At 61.1% G+C, this 17,960-nt stretch carries 15 protein-coding genes; 6 read left to right on the top strand and 9 right to left on the bottom strand.

Annotated features, from left to right (window positions below; all coding sequences use genetic code 11):
* Positions 1–8: 8 nt before the first annotated feature.
* The 4 genes from BLS41_RS24840 to BLS41_RS24855 form a co-directional block, all read right to left on the bottom strand.
* On the bottom strand, positions 9–980 hold the full coding sequence (locus BLS41_RS24840; RefSeq protein ID WP_074769648.1) for a carbohydrate ABC transporter permease: 972 nt from the start codon (positions 978–980) through the stop codon (positions 9–11).
* Between the two features lie 247 nt (positions 981–1,227).
* On the bottom strand, positions 1,228–2,484 hold the full coding sequence (locus tag BLS41_RS24845; RefSeq protein ID WP_074769650.1) for an ABC transporter substrate-binding protein: 1,257 nt from the start codon (positions 2,482–2,484) through the stop codon (positions 1,228–1,230).
* A gap of 101 nt (positions 2,485–2,585) precedes the next feature.
* Positions 2,586–4,571 carry a beta-galactosidase gene (locus BLS41_RS24850; RefSeq protein ID WP_074769652.1) on the bottom strand — a complete coding sequence of 662 codons (1,986 nt, stop codon included), beginning with the start codon at positions 4,569–4,571 and terminating at the stop codon, positions 2,586–2,588.
* 11 nt (positions 4,572–4,582) lie between these two features.
* Positions 4,583–5,755: an ABC transporter ATP-binding protein gene (locus BLS41_RS24855; RefSeq protein ID WP_074769654.1), complete on the bottom strand. Its 1,173-nt coding sequence runs from the start codon at positions 5,753–5,755 to the stop codon at positions 4,583–4,585.
* Positions 5,756–5,947: 192 nt separating this feature from the next.
* Here BLS41_RS24855 and BLS41_RS24860 point away from each other — a divergent pair, with 192 nt between their 5' ends.
* Positions 5,948–6,991, top strand: coding sequence for a LacI family DNA-binding transcriptional regulator (locus BLS41_RS24860; RefSeq protein ID WP_074769656.1), 1,044 nt, complete (start codon positions 5,948–5,950; stop codon positions 6,989–6,991).
* A 263-nt stretch (positions 6,992–7,254) separates the two neighbouring features.
* Positions 7,255–8,028, top strand: a complete 774-nt coding sequence (locus tag BLS41_RS24865; RefSeq protein WP_083380074.1) for a flagellar brake protein — start codon at positions 7,255–7,257, stop codon at positions 8,026–8,028.
* Positions 8,029–8,101: 73 nt separating this feature from the next.
* On the opposite strand, the gene BLS41_RS24870 is transcribed toward BLS41_RS24865, so the two are convergent.
* The 5 genes from BLS41_RS24870 to BLS41_RS24890 form a co-directional block, all read right to left on the bottom strand.
* Positions 8,102–8,980 (bottom strand): ABC transporter permease, encoded by an 879-nt coding sequence (locus BLS41_RS24870; protein WP_074769658.1) that lies wholly within the window; start codon positions 8,978–8,980, stop codon positions 8,102–8,104.
* The gene (locus BLS41_RS24875) at positions 8,977–9,807 is read right to left on the bottom strand and encodes an ABC transporter ATP-binding protein (RefSeq protein ID WP_074769660.1); all 831 of its coding nucleotides are present in this window, start codon (positions 9,805–9,807) and stop codon (positions 8,977–8,979) included. The genes BLS41_RS24870 and BLS41_RS24875 overlap by 4 nt, the downstream gene beginning before the upstream one ends.
* 82 nt (positions 9,808–9,889) lie before the next feature.
* Entirely contained in the window at positions 9,890–10,942 is a 1,053-nt protein-coding gene (locus BLS41_RS24880; protein ID WP_074769662.1) for an ABC transporter substrate-binding protein, read from the bottom strand.
* Between the two features lie 58 nt (positions 10,943–11,000).
* Positions 11,001–11,861 carry a TauD/TfdA dioxygenase family protein gene (locus BLS41_RS24885; RefSeq protein WP_074771167.1) on the bottom strand — a complete coding sequence of 287 codons (861 nt, stop codon included), beginning with the start codon at positions 11,859–11,861 and terminating at the stop codon, positions 11,001–11,003.
* A 297-nt stretch (positions 11,862–12,158) separates the two neighbouring features.
* Entirely contained in the window at positions 12,159–12,869 is a 711-nt protein-coding gene (locus BLS41_RS24890; RefSeq protein ID WP_074769664.1) for a hypothetical protein, read from the bottom strand.
* Between the two features lie 874 nt (positions 12,870–13,743).
* Between BLS41_RS24890 and BLS41_RS24895 the strand changes: the two genes are divergently transcribed.
* The 4 genes from BLS41_RS24895 (at position 13,744) to BLS41_RS24910 (ending at position 17,938) form a co-directional block, all read left to right on the top strand.
* Positions 13,744–14,748, top strand: a complete 1,005-nt coding sequence (locus BLS41_RS24895; protein WP_074769666.1) for a sugar ABC transporter substrate-binding protein — start codon at positions 13,744–13,746, stop codon at positions 14,746–14,748.
* Between the two features lie 117 nt (positions 14,749–14,865).
* Positions 14,866–15,852, top strand: coding sequence for an ABC transporter permease (locus BLS41_RS24900; protein WP_074769668.1), 987 nt, complete (start codon positions 14,866–14,868; stop codon positions 15,850–15,852).
* Between the two features lie 19 nt (positions 15,853–15,871).
* Positions 15,872–16,681, top strand: coding sequence for an ATP-binding cassette domain-containing protein (locus BLS41_RS24905; protein WP_074769670.1), 810 nt, complete (start codon positions 15,872–15,874; stop codon positions 16,679–16,681).
* Positions 16,682–16,711: 30 nt separating this feature from the next.
* Complete coding sequence (locus BLS41_RS24910; RefSeq protein ID WP_074769672.1) at positions 16,712–17,938, top strand: ROK family transcriptional regulator; 1,227 nt, start codon at positions 16,712–16,714, stop codon at positions 17,936–17,938.
* Positions 17,939–17,960: the final 22 nt, after the last annotated feature.

Here is a 17,960-nt window from a genome sequence, read left to right on the forward strand (position 1 = left end):
TCGGCTCCTTATTGCTCGGCGCGCAGCATCCGCCGCAAGTGATAAACGATGTACACCAGCATGATGCCGAACAGCACGACGGCCACCGCCGCCGAATAACCGATCCGGTAGTACTTGATTGCCTGGTCGTACATGTAATAGGCGAGCACGGTCGAGCTTTCGAACGGACCGCCGCCGGTCATCACCGAGATCAGATCGAAACTGCGCAACGCGCCGATGATCGTCACGACGATCGCCATGAACGTGGTGGGCCGCAATTGCGGCAGGATCACATGCCACAGCATCGACCAACCCTTCGCGCCTTCCATGCGCGCGGCCTCGATCTGTTCGGCGTTCAGCGACGTGAGCCCAGTCAGATAAAGGATCATGCAATAGGCGGTTTGCGGCCATAGTGCGGCGAACACGATGCCGAGCGTCGCATAGCGCGGATCGCCGAGCACGGGCACGCCGTGGCCGAGAATCACCGCGAGCAGGCCGAAGGTCGGATCGTAGAACCACGAGAAGATCAGACCGACCACCACGCCCGACAACACGAACGGCGCGAAGAACAGCGACTTGACGATGCGGATGCCCGCCACCGCCTGGTTCAGATACAGCGCGACGGCGAGACCCATTGGTGGCGCGAGCAGGAACAGCACGAGCCAGATAAGGTTGTTCTTCAGCGCGGTGTAGAAGGTCGGCGTCTGGAACAGTTCGATGTAATTCGCGAGTCCGACGAACGACGGATCGGTCATGCCGTCCCAGTTGAAAAAGCTGAGACGGATGGTGGACAGGATCGGCCATACCACGTAGACGGCGACCATCAGACAGGCTGGCGCGAGGAACAGGAACGCGGCCCGCCGCTGACGTCGCGCGGTCGGCGTAGGACCGCGTCTGCGCGTGGTCCCCGAGCCGCCCACTGCGCCGCCCGGTGCGGGCATGCCGGGGCCGCCTGGTTCAACTGGGCCGCCGACGGTTTGCCGGCTGACGGAATGCGCCACGATACTTTCTCCTTTGTCGGTGGGAGTTAGCGCTTTAGCGCTTACTCCCACCCCATGCAAAGCTGTCGGTGGGAGTTAGCGCTTTAGCGCTTACTCCCGCCCCATGCAAGGCTGTCGACCCGAGTTAGCGCTTTAGCGCTTACTCGGGTCCCATGCGAAGCTGTCGGTGGGAGTTAGCGCTCTAGCCCTTACTCCCACCCCATGCAAAGCTGCCAGTGGGAGCCACTACTTCACTCCCACCCCTCCCTCACTTCTTATAAATCCGCTTGCGCGTCTGCTCCAGCTGCGCGAGCACTTCATCGATCTTCGACGGATCGGAGATGAATTGCTGCATGCCCTTCATCCCTTCATCGGCCATTTCCTTGGTCATGTCGCGATCGTAGAACTGCGCAATACCGCCCTTCGTGTTCGCGAGAATCTGGAAGCCGATCTTCGAAATCGGATCTTCCGGTTCCGGCGACTTGCTGTTCGCCGACAACGATCCCAGCCCCGTGGCGAGTTGCGCGCCGATCTCAGGCGTCTCGACGAACGCGAGGAACGCATGCGCGTCCGCCTTGTTCTTCGCTTTCGACGGAATGTGCAGCGACTCCACCGGACCATCTTCCGCAGTCGGCACCTTCGAATCGATAATCGGGAACTGGAAATAGCCCATTTCCGGCTTCACGTTCGCCGGGAAACCAGCGGTGATGAACGTGCCCATCAGCATCATCGCGGCCTTGCCCTGGAACAGGAACGGCTGCACCGAATCCAGATCGTACGACAGCGAGTTGTCGATAAAGTAGCCTGCGTCGATCAACTGCTTCCACGTCGTGTAGACCTTCTTCACGCGCGGATCGGTGTACGGAATTTCGCCCGCCATCAGCTTCTGGTGGAACGCATTGCCGTTCAGACGCAGATCGAGATAATCGAACCAGCCCGCCAGCGTCCACGCATCGCGGCCCGCCACAGCAATCGGCGTGATGCCCGCGGCCTTCAGCTTCTTCGCGGCATCGAGGAATTCGTCCCAGGTTTTCGGTTCGCCCTTGATGCCGGCCTTCTCGAACAGATCCTTGCGATAGAACATACCCCACGAGTAATACACGGTCGGCGCGGCGTACTGCTTGCCCTTATACGACGACGCTTCCTTGGTCGACGCATACATGTCGTTCCAGCCGTTCTTCGCCCAGTCGCCGCTCAGGTCGTCGAACAGGCCGCGTTGCGCGTAATACGCCATACGTTCGCCGTCATGCCAGTTCACGACATCGGGCGCGACCGTCGACAGCCAGCCTGGCAACTGCACTTTGTACGCCTCTTCATCGATGAACGACACTTTCACGTCGACGCCGGGATGCGTCTTCTTGAACTGGTCGATCACCGATTGCCACACCGCGCGCTGGCTTGCGCCCTTGAACGCGATATTGACCGTGAGCGTGCTGGCCTCGCTCGCCGTGCTGACGAACGAAGTGCCTGCCGTCGCGGCGACCAGAGCGAGTGCCATCAGAATCTTGCGTGGTTTCAGTTTCATGCTGCCTGTCTCCTTTTATGCGCTGATTGTGCGTCGTGATTTGCGTCGTGCTGCTGCGTCACTCTCTTTACTGCGTGGAATTGATTCTGGCGGGCTCGCCCTCATGATCTTCTGTAAGCGCTCACGCCTTGCGGCGCGACGACGCGCGAGCCGATCACGAATGCGCCGTCGGCGACATCGGTGAGCGTGTGCGGCGTGTCGCCGTAGTTGAACACGTAATTCAGTGCACCGCGCTGGCTGATCCGCACGCTGTCGCCGAGTGCCTGCGTTTTAACGCCTGCGTCGGCGGCGATCTGTTCGAACAGGCGCGCAGTGAGCGCGTCGTCGAACAGGCTCGCGAGGTAGTGGAACTTGCCGCCACGCACATACGCGGGATGGCCGTCGGCGAAACGCGCGCGCACGTCGAGCGAATCCGCATTCTCTGTGTCGATGAAGTCGCGCCAGTGACGCGCGACGCCGTCTTGTTGATCCGCGTCGCTGCCACCCGCGAGACGAACCGCTTCCGTCACGTTCGGCCGCATCGATTCGACACGCCACACGCGTAGCGGCAACACCGACGTCAACGCACCCGGCGGCAGATTCGCGGGAATCTGCAGGTCCGCAGTCTTCGAACCCGTACGCGGACCGAACACCACGTGCGCACCCGAATTCGCGAGACGCGCGCCGAAATCAGCCGGCACGACCGGCAGCGGCGGCACGACGATCAGGCTGTAACCGTCGAGCGGTGCATCGACCGGCACGACATCCACGTCGAGACCGAGCGAGCGCAGCGCCGAGTAGTACTCGAACGCGAAACGCGGGTAGTGAAAGTCCGCCCCTTGCGGATGAATCTCGAACAGCCACTTCGCCTCGTAGTCGTAAACCAGCGCGACCTTCGAACGAATCGTCGCGTTCGCGTCGGCATTCGCCGCGAGCACGGTGCGAATTTCTTCGGCGACTTTGGCGGCTTCGTTACCGCCCACGTCGAGCCGGTTATCCGGCGTATTCAAACCTGCGTGCATCTGCTCCTGTGCAAACGGAGCCTGACGCCAGCGGAAATACGACACGCAGCCCGCGCCGTGCGCGAACGCTTCCCAACTCCACAGCCGCACCATGCCCGGCAGCGGCGCCGGATTCCACAGCGCCCAGTTCACCGGACCCGGCTGTTGTTCCATCACCCAGAACGGCAGCTTCGACATGCCGCGATACACGTCGTGATTGAACGACGCAAAGTCGGGGTGACCGCTGCGCAGCCAGCGCGCCTTGATCTCCGGCGCGAACCATTGCTCTTCGAGCGCACCGAGCGGATAGCTGTCCCAGCTCGCGATATCGAGGTCGGCCGCGACCTTGTAGTGATCGAACTCGGTAAACAACTGCATGAAGTTGTGCGCGACCGGACGGCCCGGCGAATGTGCGCGGATGATCTCGACCTGCATGCGGTTATAGCGCGCGACTTCGTCGGACGCGAAACGGCGGTAATCGAGCCGGTGCGACGGATGCGCTTCGGTCACGGTCGCGACCGGTGCGTCGATCTCGTCGAAGCTGCGGTACTCCATGCTCCAGAACACCGTGCCCCACGCCTGGTTCAACGCATCGACCGTTTGATAGCGCGCCTTCAGCCATTCGCGGAAACGCTGCACTGCTGCCTGCGAATAGCTGACCACCGTGTGATGACAACCGAATTCGTTATCGGTCTGCCAGAAAGCCACGGCGGGATGCTTGCCGTAACGCTCGGCAACCGCCGTGCAGATTTTCCGCGAAGCCTCGAAGTACGACGGCGACGAAAAATCATAATGACGGCGCGAACCGAACGCACGCGGACGTCCATCGGCACCGACCGGCAGAATGTCCGGATGACGGTCGATCAGCCACTTCGGCGGCGTCGCGGTCGGCGTGCACATCACGACCTTCAGCCCTGCTGCGCCGAGTACATCGACCGCGCGATCGAGCCACGCCCAATCGTATTCGCCGGGCGACGGCTCCATGCGGCTCCACGCAAATTCGGCGATCCGCACCTGCTCGATGCCGAGTGCTTTCATCCGGCGAGCGTCGTCTTCCCACATCGACTCAGGCCAGTGTTCCGGGTAGTAACAGACTCCAAGGCGCATCCGAATATCCTTTAAGCGTAGTGTTCGACGGATTCAAGCGAAGCGGCGGCAAAGCCGTCTTCGGTGAACAGGTGACAGGCAGAAGACGGCACACGCAGGCTCGCGCGGTCGCCGGGCACGAGGCGTGTATCGCCAGGCGCCTTGGCGATCAGCGCGGCGCCGCCGGGCTGATCGAGGTGGACATAGCTGTGCTCGCCGAGTTGTTCGACGAGCGACACGGTGCGGACCAGCACGCCATTGGCGGGCGTGGCTGCGGCGGTATCGCCGCCGGTCAGGTTGTCGGCAAATTCCAGATGTTCAGGCCGCACGCCGAGCGTGACCGGCTGCGAGATTTGCAGACTATCGCCGCGAACCGGCACGCGCACGGTTTCGCCGGTGTGATCGAGCGTGACGCTCACGCCTTGCGCATCGACCGATGCAATGCGGCCCGGCAGGAAGTTCATGCGCGGCGAGCCGATAAAGCCCGCCACGAACCGGCTCTTCGGACGGTGATACAACTCCAGCGGCGCGCCGATCTGCGCGATGCTGCCGTAACGCTCGGTGTCCTTGCCCGCGTGCAGCAGCACGATCTTGTCGGCGAGCGTCATCGCCTCGATCTGGTCGTGCGTCACGTAGACCACGCTCGCCTTCGAGAACTGCTTGTGCAGACGCGCGATTTCGACGCGGGTCTGACCGCGCAGCGTCGCGTCGAGATTGGACAGCGGTTCGTCGAACAGGAACACGCCGGGCTCGCGCACGATCGCGCGGCCAATCGCGACCCGCTGACGCTGGCCGCCCGAGAGCGCCTTCGGCTTGCGGTCGAGCAGCGCTTCCAGTTGCAGAATGCGCGCGGCTTCCCGCACCTTACGGTCGATTTCGTCCTTGGGGGTTTTAGCGAGCTTCAGCCCGAACGCCATGTTCTCGAACACGGTCATGTGCGGAAACAGCGCGTAGCTCTGGAACACCATCGCCACGCCGCGCTGCGCAGCGGCCACGTCGTTGACGAGCTTGCCGCCGATCGACAGGTCGCCGTCGGTGACGTCTTCGAGGCCCGCGATCATCCGCAGCAACGTGGATTTGCCGCAGCCCGACGGCCCGAGGAACACGCAGAATTCGTTCTCCGCGATCTCGAGATCGACGTTGCGGATCACCAGCGCGCCGTCGCCATATGCCTTCTGCACGCCTCTTAACGAAATGCTCGCCATTGCATCGACTCCGTGATTTAATCATTTCGAAGTCGGAGATTAAGCGCTTAATCAGACAGGCCAAAAAAATCGATCGCTTGGGATCGTCAGGCCTGCCTTGTCTCCGATATCGTTTTTGTCTGGTCGACAGATGGTGCCGCGCCTTGAGCCACGACGCAAATGTCGGGCCAACATCCCAAATATTGAGACAACATGCCCACACTCACCGAAGTCGCGCGTCACGCCGGGGTTACGCCCGCTACCGTGTCCAACGTGCTGCGCAATCGCGGCCGGGTTGGCGAGACGACCCGGCAACGCGTTCTGGAAGCCGTCGAGGCGCTCGGCTACCGCCCTCACCTCGCGGCCCGCGCGCTCGCCGAGGGCCGCGCGCCGACCCTCGCGCTGATGGTGTCGAGCATCGCCAATCCGTTCTATCCGGAGTTCGCGCTGGCCGTCGAACGCGCGGCGCGCACCAGCGGTCACTTCGTGATCATCTGCAATACGAACGAAGATCCGCACACGGGCCGCGCCTATCTCGACCAGATCGCCGGCACGCTGTCGGAAGGCGTGCTGGTGACGAACGCGAACCTCGATTTCGCCGACCTCCACACGACCGAAGCGCGCGGCACGCCGGTGGTGTTGTGCATGTGGGAGCGGCCTCACGAACCGCCTGGCCTGCCCTGCGTCGCGGTCGATTTCAGGCTGGCGGGCGAGTTGGCCGCCACGCATTTGCTGGAGCTTGGGCATCGTCGGATCGGCGCGATTGTCGGCAGCAAGGCGTCGGGCATTCACGCGGCCCGTTACGAGGGTTTCGTCAGCGCGTTGCGGGCGGCGGATGCGCCGAAAAACCGCGTGAAACACGCACTCGATACAATCCAGGGCGGCTACGACGCGACGCGCGCCTTGCTCGAAGCCGACCCGAAAATCACCGCGATTTTCGCGACCAACGACTTGCCGGCGCTTGGTGCAATGCACGCTGCCGCCGACCTTGGCCTGAACGTGCCGGGGGACCTCTCCGTGATCGGCATTACCGATATTCAACTCGCACGCGAATCGCGGCCCGCGTTGACGACGGTGGCCGTGCCGACCGTCGAAGTCGCGGGGCTCGCAGTGTCGCTGTTGCGCGAGTTGATCGAGTCGTCGTACGGGCAGGCGGGAAAAACCGCAGGCCAGGAAACGGCCTGCGTGCCGATGCGGATTTCGTCGCCGCCCGAACTCGTCGTGCGTGCGTCCACCGGTGTTCCGCGTTCGCGGTGATGTGTCCGTAACAGCCTCGCGGACGTTACGTAGCGAGCCGCCGTTCGCCTCCCCGCCTGCCGTGCGCGTCTTGATGTCCGTCACCCGCAAACGCCCGTTCCAACGCGTTTGCGCGGCCTGTATGCCGCTTCGGCGCGGCTCTCCATGCAGTTGGCACGGTCTCTGCATTAACCCATGCAAAAGACCGGGCGCCGGCGCGCTTTACCCGCCGCCCGCACTCGCTAACCGGCCAGATCACGGCCACCACGCGCATGGATACCAAAATGACCGCCGCTCTCCTGCTGGATGCCGAAGCCGCCCATACCGCCGATGCCGCCCACGACGCCGACGCGAATTTCGCGCAGCGCCACCCGTTGCAAATCGCTGTCTGCCTGCGCAATCTGGTGTCGGGACAGGACTTCGTGACGGTGGAATTCGACGGCCGGCAGATCGTCACGCAAGTGCTCGACGTCGATTCCCGCAACGCGCGTTTTATCTTCGATGCAGGCAGCGTCGCCGACGATAATGCGGCGATTCCTGCGGCCCGCGAGTTGTCGTTCCGCAGCGTGCCCGGCGGTATTCGGACCGAGTTCACGACGCTCGGCGCAACGGCCGTAACGTTCGAAGGATTGCCCGCTTTCGAGGCGCCCTTTCCGGCGCTGCTTTACTACGTTCAGCGCCGCGAGTTTTTCCGCGTGCAGACGCCGCTGCTCGATCCGTATATCGCGAGCGGTCCGTATGAAAGCGGCGGCTCGTTCCGTCTGGAATTGCAGGATCTGTCGCTGGGCGGCGTGGCGTTGAAGACTGCGGATACGCACTTCGGCTCGCTTGAAAGCGGCACGGTGTTGCGCGACGTATCGCTGCAACTGGGCAGTTTCGGGACACTGCAACTCGATCTGGAAATCGTCGCGCCGCGTCGCGTGACGACGCCGAAAGGCGACCAGCGGTTTGTGATCGGTTGCAAGTTTGTCGGGGCTTTGGGCCCAGCTGAAAGAACGTTGCAACGTGTCGTCACGCAGCTTGAAACGAAACGGCAAAGGCTGTCGCCGCGTGGGTGATTGTCGTGGTACGTAATGTAAAGCGGACGCCCGATGCGTCCGCTTTACGTTGATAGCTTCGCGTTTCAGGCGATTACTGTTGTACGCCCCAACGACGTACCGTAACGCGTTCGAGCGTATCGAACACGAGATGTTCGATCAGCAGACCGATCACGATCACCGCCGCCAGTCCCGCAAAAACGCGATCCGTATACAGCTCGTTGCGATTCTGGAAGATGTACCAGCCAAGGCCACCACTCCCCGAACTCGCGCCGAATACGAGTTCGGCGGCGATCAGCGTGCGCCATGCAAATGCCCAACCCACCCGCAGACCGGCCAGAATCGACGGCAATGCGGCCGGCACCAGAATCAGCAGCACGTGACGCATACCGGTCAATCCATAGTTGCGTCCGGTCATGCGCAGCGTTGCAGGAACCGACTGAAAACCGGAATACGTGTTGAGCGCGAGCGGCCACAACACCGAATGCACCAGCACGAACAGCAGGCTGCCGGTGCCGAGTCCGAACCACAACAACGCGAGCGGCAACAACGCAATCGACGGCAACGGGTTGAACATCGCGGTCAGCATCGACAGAAAATCACGGCCAATGCGCGTCGATACGGCAAGCGAAGTCAGCACGAACGCGAGCGCCGCGCCCAGCAGATAACCCCGCAGCAGTACCGACATCGACACCGCAGTTTTCTGCAGCAATTCCCCCGACCAGATGCCCTGCACGAACGCCGAAAAGGTCGCGCCGAAGGTCGGCAGCAGCAAGTCGTTATCGACCGCGCGCGCAGCGATTTCCCAGCCAGCGATCAACACCAGCGCGATCAGCGTCTTGCGCAGCCAGCTTTGCGCAAAGAGCCGCTTGCCGAGCGGCAACGGCGCTTCGAGAACGAGTTCGCCGAGCGGTTCGAGTGGACGTTCGTACTCGTCGCGAACCGGCGGTAACAAGGTGGCGGGCGAGCTCATTCAGCGGTCTCCGTCTGTTCGAACAACAGGTGATTAATGCGCGCGACGCTGCGCTGGAAATCGCTGCGCCCGAAGCTGTCCTGCGAATACTGATGGCTGTTGAGTTCGGCACGCACGCGCCCCGGATGCGGCGACAACAACAGAATCCGGTTGCCGACCACCAGCGCCTCCTCGATCGAATGCGTAACGAACAGAAGCGTGAAATTCACTTCTTCCCACAGACGCAGCAACTCCTCCTGCATCTTGCGGCGTGTCAGCGCGTCGAGCGCGGCGAACGGTTCGTCCATCAGCAGCACGCGCGGTTGCATTGCAAGTGCGCGCGCAATCGCCACGCGTTGCTTCATGCCGCCTGACAACGTATGCGGATAAGCATTCGCGAACGAAGCCAGGCCGACCTTCTCCAGATAATGCAGCGCACGCTCATTCGCTTCCGCTCGCGACAACTTCTTTGCCACACGCAGCGGAAACGCGACGTTCTGCAACACCGTCTTCCACGGCGGCAACTGATCGAACTCCTGGAACACGACGATGCGATCGGCGCCTGGGCCGCGCACAGTTTGTCCATCGAGCGAAATAGTGCCTGACGTGGGCTGGATAAATCCGGCTACCGCCTTGAGCAAGGTGGATTTGCCGCAACCGGACGGTCCGAGCAACACGAAACGATCGCCGCCATAGACATCGAAACTCACGTCATGAGTCGCGCGAACGATCCGCTCGCGCGTGCGGTATTCGAGGTTGACGTTTTCGACCGCGAGCAATTTTTCGCTGGTTGCGGTACTCGATTGTTCGATGCGGTCAGGAAACAGCAGCGTTGGATTGGCCACCATCAGATCACTCCTTGCAAGCGGACCAGATCGACTCCGCGAGTCGATAAAAACACGGCTAAATTATTGACCGGAAGAGTCATGCTCAACTCCCTGCCGCCGTCGCCGGGTCGTCGAAGAAATAGTCTTTCCACGACTTCGGCTCGTTCTTTATCGCGCCGACGCGGTACATGAACTGCGCCAGCCCAAACGTATTCTGCGGCGCGACCTTGAATTGCACCTGCGGATTCCTGATGACCTTCAGCAACAACGCGCGGTCGATCTTCGACTGATTCGTGCGGATATAAATGTCGGCGGCGGCATCGGGATTCGCCGTCACGAAACGCGCAGCATCGGCCAATGCATCGACAAACGCGCGATAGGTTTTCGGATTGTTGTCGCGGAATTTTTCGGTCGCGTACAGCACGGTGGCCGAACTCGGGCCGCCCAGCACGTCGTACGAATTCAGCACGATATGCGCTTTCGGATTGCCCGCCAGTTCCTGTTCCTGGAACGGCGGATTACCAAAATGTCCGGTAATTTCAGTGCCGCCCGCGATGATCGCGGCAGCCGCGTCGGGATGCGGCAATGCCTGCGTGTACTTGTCGAGACGGTTGTAGTCCTTGTCACCCCAACGTTTCGCGGCTGCATATTGCAGCACGCGCGATTGCACCGAGACATTCACGGCCGGCACTGCGATACGGTCTTTTTCGTTGAAGTCCGCGATGGTCTTCACATTCGGATCGTTGCTGACGAGGTAATACGGCAGATTGCCGAGCGACGCAACGCCCTTCACATTCTGATGACCATGCGTGCGATCCCAGATCGTCAGCAGCGGGCCGACGCCCGCGCCCGCAATATCCACGGCACCCGAGAGCAACGCGTCGTTCACCGCAGCGCCGCCAGAAAGCTTCACCCAGTCGACCTTGATATCGAGCCCCTGCTTACGCCCTTCTTTCTCGACGAATTGCTGGTCACGCGCAACGTTCAGCAGCAGATAGACCACCCCGAACTGTTCGGCAATGCGGATCTGCCCTTCGGCATGCGCAGGTGCGGCTGCGCAGAAGCCGGCCACGCCCGTCGATAAAGTCAGCAACGTCGCGGTGAATCGGCGGGCAAAAGACGACCGTACGGCGGTCGGATGAAACCTGGCAAGCATCGGAACTCCGGTCAACATGTGGCGTGGCGGGCGTGGCTAAAGAGGGGAGACGTCGCCGTCAAAACGGCGCGTCGCCTTCAATCGTCGTGCGATAGAGCTTGCGGCGCAGATGATCGGGCGTACCCGCTGCGAGATGCATCAGCGAACGGTTGTCCCAGAACACCATGTCGTGTTCCTGCCATTGATGCCGGTAGAGATGCTCGGGCCGCACGCTATGCGCGAAGATTTCCTCGAGCAGAGCGCGGCTTTCGTCTTCAGGCAGGTCGATGATGCGCGTGGTGAAGTGCTCGCTGACGAACAACGCTTTACGTCCTGTTTCGGGATGGGTGCGCACAATCGGCTGCACCACCGGTTTGACTTGCGCGATCTGTTCCGCCGACAGATTCGGCCGCCACGGGCTGCGCTTTTGCAATTCCTCGTACTTCGCGAGATACCAATGCTCAGCCGAGCGCCCTTCTACCGCGCTGCGCAAATGCGCGGGCAACGTGTCCCACGCGAGATGCATGTTTGCGAACAGCGTGTCGCCGCCTTCGGCAGGCAACTCCTGCGCATGCAGCAACGAGCCGAGGCTCGGCTTTTCCTTGTACGACAGATCGGAGTGCCAGAAATGACCGGCATCGCCGAGGCCGATCGGCTTGCCGTTTTCAACCACGTTCGACACCACCAGAATCTCGTGATGGCCCGGCAACTGGAATTGATGCAACACATGAATTTGCAACGCGCCGAAGCGTCGGCTGAATTCGATCTGCTGATCGGGTGTGATGCGCTGATCGCGAAACACAAGTACGTGATGATCGAGATGCGCGCGATGAATGCGCGCGAAATCGCTCTGGTTCAGCGGCTTGCCGAGGTCGAGTCCGAATACTTCCGCGCCGACGGGGCCGTCGAATGCGCGAATCTCGATGGGTTGGTTTTCGATCGTCTCGTCGACGTGGCGGGTGGCAGCAGGAGCAAAGGCAGTCGTCACAGGAAACTCTTCGTCTAGTCTGTTCTGAGGACGCCGTAAGTGGCGCAGTCAGACGAATTTACCGGTGCGCGCGCGCGCCGACAACGAAGCAAATCCGATACGGTTATCTGCTGGAGTGATAAACCCGATGCTTTAACGGGTTTCAGGAATTTCGCAGGGGTTCGAAAGTTTTTGCGCGGAGAGTCAAGCCGTCGCCTGAGCGCAGCGAGTTGCATCCTCACCTGCCGGACGCAACCCGCTTCCTGTGGATCAGGAATACAACGCGCTTAGCGATTGCAGCGAGATGGTGGCGTTCTGCGAGTTCTGAACGCTATCGGCATTGACGATCACGATCTGCTGACCATTGCCTTGCAGCGACCACGAAGCCGTCTGGTATTGAACGACCGTCTGCGTCACCTGGCTGCTCGCGCGGCCCACTGACTGGATCTGCGTACCGGGGTCGACCAGCGAGTTGACGACGAGGACCTTCGCCGACTGCTCCGCGAACTGGATCGTGATGAACTGGTTGATGTTGCTTTGAATCTGCGCCTGATACCAATGGGATGCAGGCACCGTGTAATAGCGGGTGAACTTGTTGAACGAGTGCGGTTGACCGTCGGCGGGCAACGACTGGTTGTTGATGCCGTTCGTGTCCGTCGGCAACTTGACGCTGGCGATGTAGGTTTGCACCTGTGCGCCGGGCTGGTTCTGCAGCATGGCCGCCGACACCGTCGTCGTGTCGGAGCCGTTCACGAACAGCACCGATGCCAGACCCTGATTGCCGGTTGTTCCCGGCACGTGGATCGTGGCCGGCGGCTGCGACTGGCTCCAGACCACGGAGATGTTGGCCCCGGCGTCATTGCCTGCGCTGTTATAGAAAATCAGCCCGTATAGTTGATTCGAGTTCAGTTGCTGGCAAGTCGCGGTATCGCCCGGGGAGAGCGTGATCAATTGTCCGTTATTCCAATTCGTCGAAGACATCAAAACCTCCTGAAGTGATTGAATTCGCCCGCCTGTCCAAGGCTCGCGCCGGCAATAAAAACGCCATTTTTTCCGCGACAAAACCAATTCATTAAAATTGGATATGGGTTTTGTCGCGACCGGAGTGGCGATTTCTCCGGTGTGTAATGAATTGGGTATTTTTATAGTGGATTCGAGCAAATACATATGTGCGGATTTTTTAATTATTTACGCCCACATGCTTACCGCAGCACATTTCAATACGCTGAATGGAATTCAATTTACGACCGTTAATTTCCCGATATTCGTAGACGCTCCGACACATTTCGCTTCAAGTATCATTTTTCCGACGTGCAGCCGATAGCTGTCAGACTTGACAGAGGTCTAATTAATATTTAAATGTACGCGGCATTTAATTACATTAACCTGGCCGACACAAATCAATTGATTTAAATGGCACGAATAAAATTTACTTTCCGAATCAATGCATGTCAGACGATCCTGTTCCGGCGAAATAATGCCCGTCGGTTGGCACCGATTTAATTCGGCATTTACTGTGGCGGACAAAGCCAACCTGCCCCGCCAGTCAGCCACTTCCCCATTCGGCTAACCAGGAGTTACCCGTAAAAGCGCAGCGCGTCTCTCGCAACGCACCAAGTCTATAGACCGCCCATTCGTCGGCTTCTCCCCGAAATACCAAAGCAACTTACGCCGCATTGCGGCGAAAGGTTTGCATTGACTCTGGACAACGCGCCTGCTGTACTAAATCCATCGTCGTGATTTAGTCCAAGCAGGTCACGGCGCAAAACCCTGAACTCAAACTGCCCGCGCGCAGCGTTCGCGCCCGCAACTGTCCGCAGTACACCGTCGTTGCCAATAATTGGAGGAGCGTCCCATGAATCTGAATTCCCGCAGGCATCCCGTCGCCAGGAAAGTCGTGTCGATGTGCGTAGCGGCATCGGCCGTGTGGTGTGCAGGCGCGAGCCAGGCGGCCGACCAGCCGGTCGTCGGCCTCATCACCAAGACCGACACCAACCCGTTCTTCGTGAAGATGAAACAGGGCGCCGAAGCCGCTGCATCGAAAAACGGCGCGAAACTGCTCACGGCCGCCGGCAAATTCGACGGTGACAACGCGAGTCAGGTCACCGCGATCGAAAACATGATGACGGCGGGTGCGAAAGCGATTCTGATCACGCCGAGCGACACCAAGGCGATCGTGCCGAGCATCAAGAAGGCACGCGCGGCTGGCGTGATGGTGGTCGCGCTCGATACGCCAACCGATCCGCAAGACGCCACCGACGCCCTCTTCGCCACCGACAATTTCAAGGCCGGCGTGCTGATCGGCAAATACGCGAAGGCCGCGCTGAACGGCAAGCCCGCGAAGATCGCCACGCTCGATCTCGCGCCGGGCGTGTCGGTCGGCGTGTTGCGTCATAACGGTTTTCTGGAAGGCTTCGGCGTGAAGGAAGGCGACGCGTCCATCGTGTGCAGCCAGGACACGCGCGGCGACCAGGCGAAGGGTCAAACGGCAATGGAAAACTGCCTGCAGAAGTCGCCGGATATCAACGTGGTCTACACGATCAACGAACCGGCTGCTGCGGGCGCGTATCGCGCGTTGAAAGCGGCGGGCAAGGACAAGAGCGTGATGATCGTGTCGATCGACGGCGGCTGTGAAGGCGTGCGCAATGTAAAGGCCGGCGCGATAGCAGCAACCTCGCAGCAGTATCCGTTGAAGATGGCGGCGCTCGGCGTAACCGCCGGTGTCGACTACGCGAAAACCGGCAAGAAGGTTTCCGGCTATCAGGACACGGGCGTCACGCTGATTACCGACAAGCCGATGTCCGGCATCGACAGCAAGGACACGAAGTTCGGCCTCGACAACTGCTGGGGCAACAAGTAACGCTGTAGCGCGCATCGCTTCACATCGCGGCCCGTCATCGCGGGCCGCCGACTGATTTGCCGCGTGAGCCGCCACTCCGGGGCCACGCTCATGTATCGAGTTTCGAGGACATCCATCATGTCGACTCCTTCCGCGCCCGCCGGTCACTCGCGCACCTTCACCGATCGTCTGCCGTCGCTTGCCGAGGTCGGTCCGCTGATCGCCCTGGTGCTGGCCTGCGGCTTCTTCATCTCCCAGAGCAGCCGGTTCCTGTCGTTCCAGAATCTCTCGCTGATCCTCCAACAGACCATGGTGGTCGCGGTCATCGCTATCGGTCAGACGCTGATCGTGCTGACCGGCGGCATCGATCTGTCATGCGGAATGGTGATGGCGTTCGGCTCGATCATCATGACCAAATTTGCGGTCACGCTAGGCGTGCCGCCAATTCTCGCGATTCTGTGCGGCATCGCGGCGAGTACATTGTTCGGCGCGCTGAACGGCGTGCTGATCACGCGAATCAAACTGCCTGCATTCATCGTCACGTTGGGTACGCTGAATATCGCCTTCGCGCTCACGCAGATTTACTCGAATGCGGAGAGCGTGTCCAATCTGCCGGACGCGATCATGTTCTTCGGCAATACCTTCAAGCTCGGTCCCGCAGATGTCACCTACGGCACCGTCCTCACGCTGCTGATGTATCTCGCCACGTGGTTCGTTTTGCGCGACACGGTACCCGGCCGGCACCTGTACGCGCTCGGCAATAACGCGGAGGCCGCGCGCCTGATGGGCCTCTCATCGCAGAAGATCCTGCTCACCGTGTATTCGCTGGCCGGTGCGATTTACGGCATTGCCGCGTTGCTGTCGGTGTCGCGCACGGGCGTCGGCGATCCGCAGGCGGGGCAAACCGAAAATCTCGACAGCATTACTGCGGTCGTACTCGGCGGCACGAGTCTGTTCGGCGGACGCGGATCGATTGTCGGCACCTTGCTCGGCGCGTTGATTGTCGGCGTGTTTCGCAATGGCCTGACGTTGATCGGCGTTTCGTCGGTCTACCAGGTGTTGATTACCGGCATGCTCGTGATTCTCGCCGTCGCAGCCGACAAACTTTCTCATCGTCGCGGTTGAGCATCTACAGGAGCGCATCATGTCGACACCCACTTCCGCTTCTCCCACGATGCCCGCCGCCATGCCCGTTCTGCAGGCGCGCGGATTGATCAAACGTTATGGCAATGTGACCGCGCTCGACGGTTGCGATTTCGAAGTGCTGCCCGGCGAAATTCTCGCGGTGATCGGCGACAACGGCGCGGGAAAATCGTCGTTGATCAAGGCACTTTCCGGCGCGACGGTGCCGGACGAAGGAGAGATTCTGCTCGACGGCAAGCCGGTCAAATTCCGCAGTCCGCTCGACGCGCGCGCACAAGGTATCGAGACCGTGTACCAGGAACTCGCAGTCGCGCCCGCGATGAGCATCGCCGAAAATCTGTTCCTTGCGCGCGAGTTGGTCAAACCAGGCTGGCGCGGTTCGATCTTCAAGATGATCGACAAACGCCGCATGCTCGACGAAGCGACCGCGCACATGAAAGACCTGCAAATAGGCATCCGTTCGATGCGGCAGGCGGTCGAAACATTGTCCGGCGGTCAACGCCAGGGGGTCGCGGTTGCACGCAGTGCGGCGTTCGCGCGGCACGTGGTGATTCTCGACGAACCCACCGCCGCACTCGGCGTGAAGGAAGGCAACATGGTGCTCGAACTGATCCGCCGGGTACGCGAGCGTGGGCTGCCGGTCATTCTGATCAGTCATAACATGCCGCACGTATTCGAAGTCGCCGACCGCATTCATATTCAACGGCTGGGCCGGCGCGCGGCACTCGTCAATACGAAAGACGTGCACATGTCCGAAGCGGTCGCGATCATGACCGGCGCAAAAGAGGCGGACGTCAAGGCGATTGCATGACGACAGCCTCTTTCTGAGCGGGCCGCCACCATGGACACCACCGGCACCCGCTCGCCCCTCAAACGCACGGTCGGCTCGAACCAGGTCGGCATGAGGCAGTTCAACGAGCGCATCGTATTGCAGGCGATCCGCCTGCATGGTCCGCTACCGAAGGCCGACGTGAGCCGCCTCACGCGTCTGTCGATGCAGACGGTGTCGATGATCGCCGACCGTCTGATCGACGACGGCCTGCTCGAAAAGCATGCGCGCGTGCGCGGCAAAATCGGCCAGCCGTCGGTGCCGATCGCGTTGCGCGCGGACGGCGCTTACACCATCGGCATCAAGGTCGGACGCCGCAGTCTCGACGTACTGGCGATGGATTTCGCGGGCCGTGTCGTGTGCCGCGATGTATTCGAGTATGCGTATCCCGATCCGCGCACGCTGTTCCCCGCGCTCGAAGGCAAACTCGCGCGCGTGAATCAGGCCCTTGGCGACAAGGCGGCCAAGGTGGTCGGCGTAGGCGTCGCTGCGCCGTTGTGGCTCGGCGGCTGGCGCGACTTTCTCGGCGCGCCGCCCGACGCACTCGAAGCGTGGAACGAGATCGATTTGCGCACCCGTATCGCGACGATGACCGGCCTGCCGGTCGAATTCGCGAAAGACACCACGGCCGCCTGCGCGGCCGAACTCGTGATGGGCCAGGGGCGCGGCATCCACAATTTTCTGTATCTGTTCGTCGGCACGTTCATTGGCGGCGGATTGGTTATCGACGGTCGCTTGCACGGAGGACCCCACGATAACGCCGGCGCAGTGGGTTCGATTCCGCTGCGCGACGGCACCGCTCGCAAACCCGCGCGACAGTTATTGCACGCGGCGTCCGGCTTCGTGCTCGAACAGCTGTTGAGCGATGCGGGTGCGCCTGCCGCCGCTGCGCACGATCATCGCGCGTTATCGCCCGAACTCTGGCGGCAGACGGAGCAATGGCTCGACAGTGCGTGCCCCGCCATCGCCAACGCGCTGACCAACGCGGCCGCGCTGCTAGACCTCGAAGCGGTCGTGATCGACGGTGAACTCGACCGTCAATTAGTCAGAGAAATCATTCGACGCACCGAGCGCGTGCTCGACCGTTTCGAATGGGAAGGGATGGTGCGTCCGCAGCTTCTGGAAGGCACCATCGGCGCCGACGCCCGCGCGATGGGCGGCGCGATTCTGCCGCTCTATGCGCATTTCGCACCGGTGCATGAATTGTTTTTAAAGCCTGCGACGGATAGCGATTATTGAGTTCGCCGGTTTCCACATAAGG

Origin of the sequence: Paraburkholderia fungorum, assembly GCF_900099835.1 — a bacterium.
Taxonomy (GTDB): Bacteria; Pseudomonadota; Gammaproteobacteria; order Burkholderiales; family Burkholderiaceae; genus Paraburkholderia; species Paraburkholderia fungorum_A.

Bases quoted from the DNA above. Each gene is read 5' to 3' on its own strand.
- BLS41_RS24845 (WP_074769650.1), bottom strand. From the start codon at position 2,484: ATGAAACTGAAACCACGCAAGATTCTGATGGCACTCGCTCTGGTCGCC.
- BLS41_RS24850 (WP_074769652.1), bottom strand. From the start codon at position 4,571: ATGCGCCTTGGAGTCTGTTACTACCCGGAACACTGGCCTGAGTCGATG.
- BLS41_RS24855 (WP_074769654.1), bottom strand. From the start codon at position 5,755: ATGGCGAGCATTTCGTTAAGAGGCGTGCAGAAGGCATATGGCGACGGC.
- BLS41_RS24860 (WP_074769656.1), top strand. From the start codon at position 5,948: ATGCCCACACTCACCGAAGTCGCGCGTCACGCCGGGGTTACGCCCGCT.
- BLS41_RS24865 (WP_083380074.1), top strand. From the start codon at position 7,255: ATGACCGCCGCTCTCCTGCTGGATGCCGAAGCCGCCCATACCGCCGAT.
- BLS41_RS24870 (WP_074769658.1), bottom strand. From the start codon at position 8,980: ATGAGCTCGCCCGCCACCTTGTTACCGCCGGTTCGCGACGAGTACGAA.
- BLS41_RS24875 (WP_074769660.1), bottom strand. From the start codon at position 9,807: ATGGTGGCCAATCCAACGCTGCTGTTTCCTGACCGCATCGAACAATCG.
- BLS41_RS24880 (WP_074769662.1), bottom strand. From the start codon at position 10,942: ATGCTTGCCAGGTTTCATCCGACCGCCGTACGGTCGTCTTTTGCCCGC.
- BLS41_RS24890 (WP_074769664.1), bottom strand. From the start codon at position 12,869: ATGTCTTCGACGAATTGGAATAACGGACAATTGATCACGCTCTCCCCG.
- BLS41_RS24895 (WP_074769666.1), top strand. From the start codon at position 13,744: ATGAATCTGAATTCCCGCAGGCATCCCGTCGCCAGGAAAGTCGTGTCG.
- BLS41_RS24900 (WP_074769668.1), top strand. From the start codon at position 14,866: ATGTCGACTCCTTCCGCGCCCGCCGGTCACTCGCGCACCTTCACCGAT.
- BLS41_RS24905 (WP_074769670.1), top strand. From the start codon at position 15,872: ATGTCGACACCCACTTCCGCTTCTCCCACGATGCCCGCCGCCATGCCC.
- BLS41_RS24910 (WP_074769672.1), top strand. From the start codon at position 16,712: ATGGACACCACCGGCACCCGCTCGCCCCTCAAACGCACGGTCGGCTCG.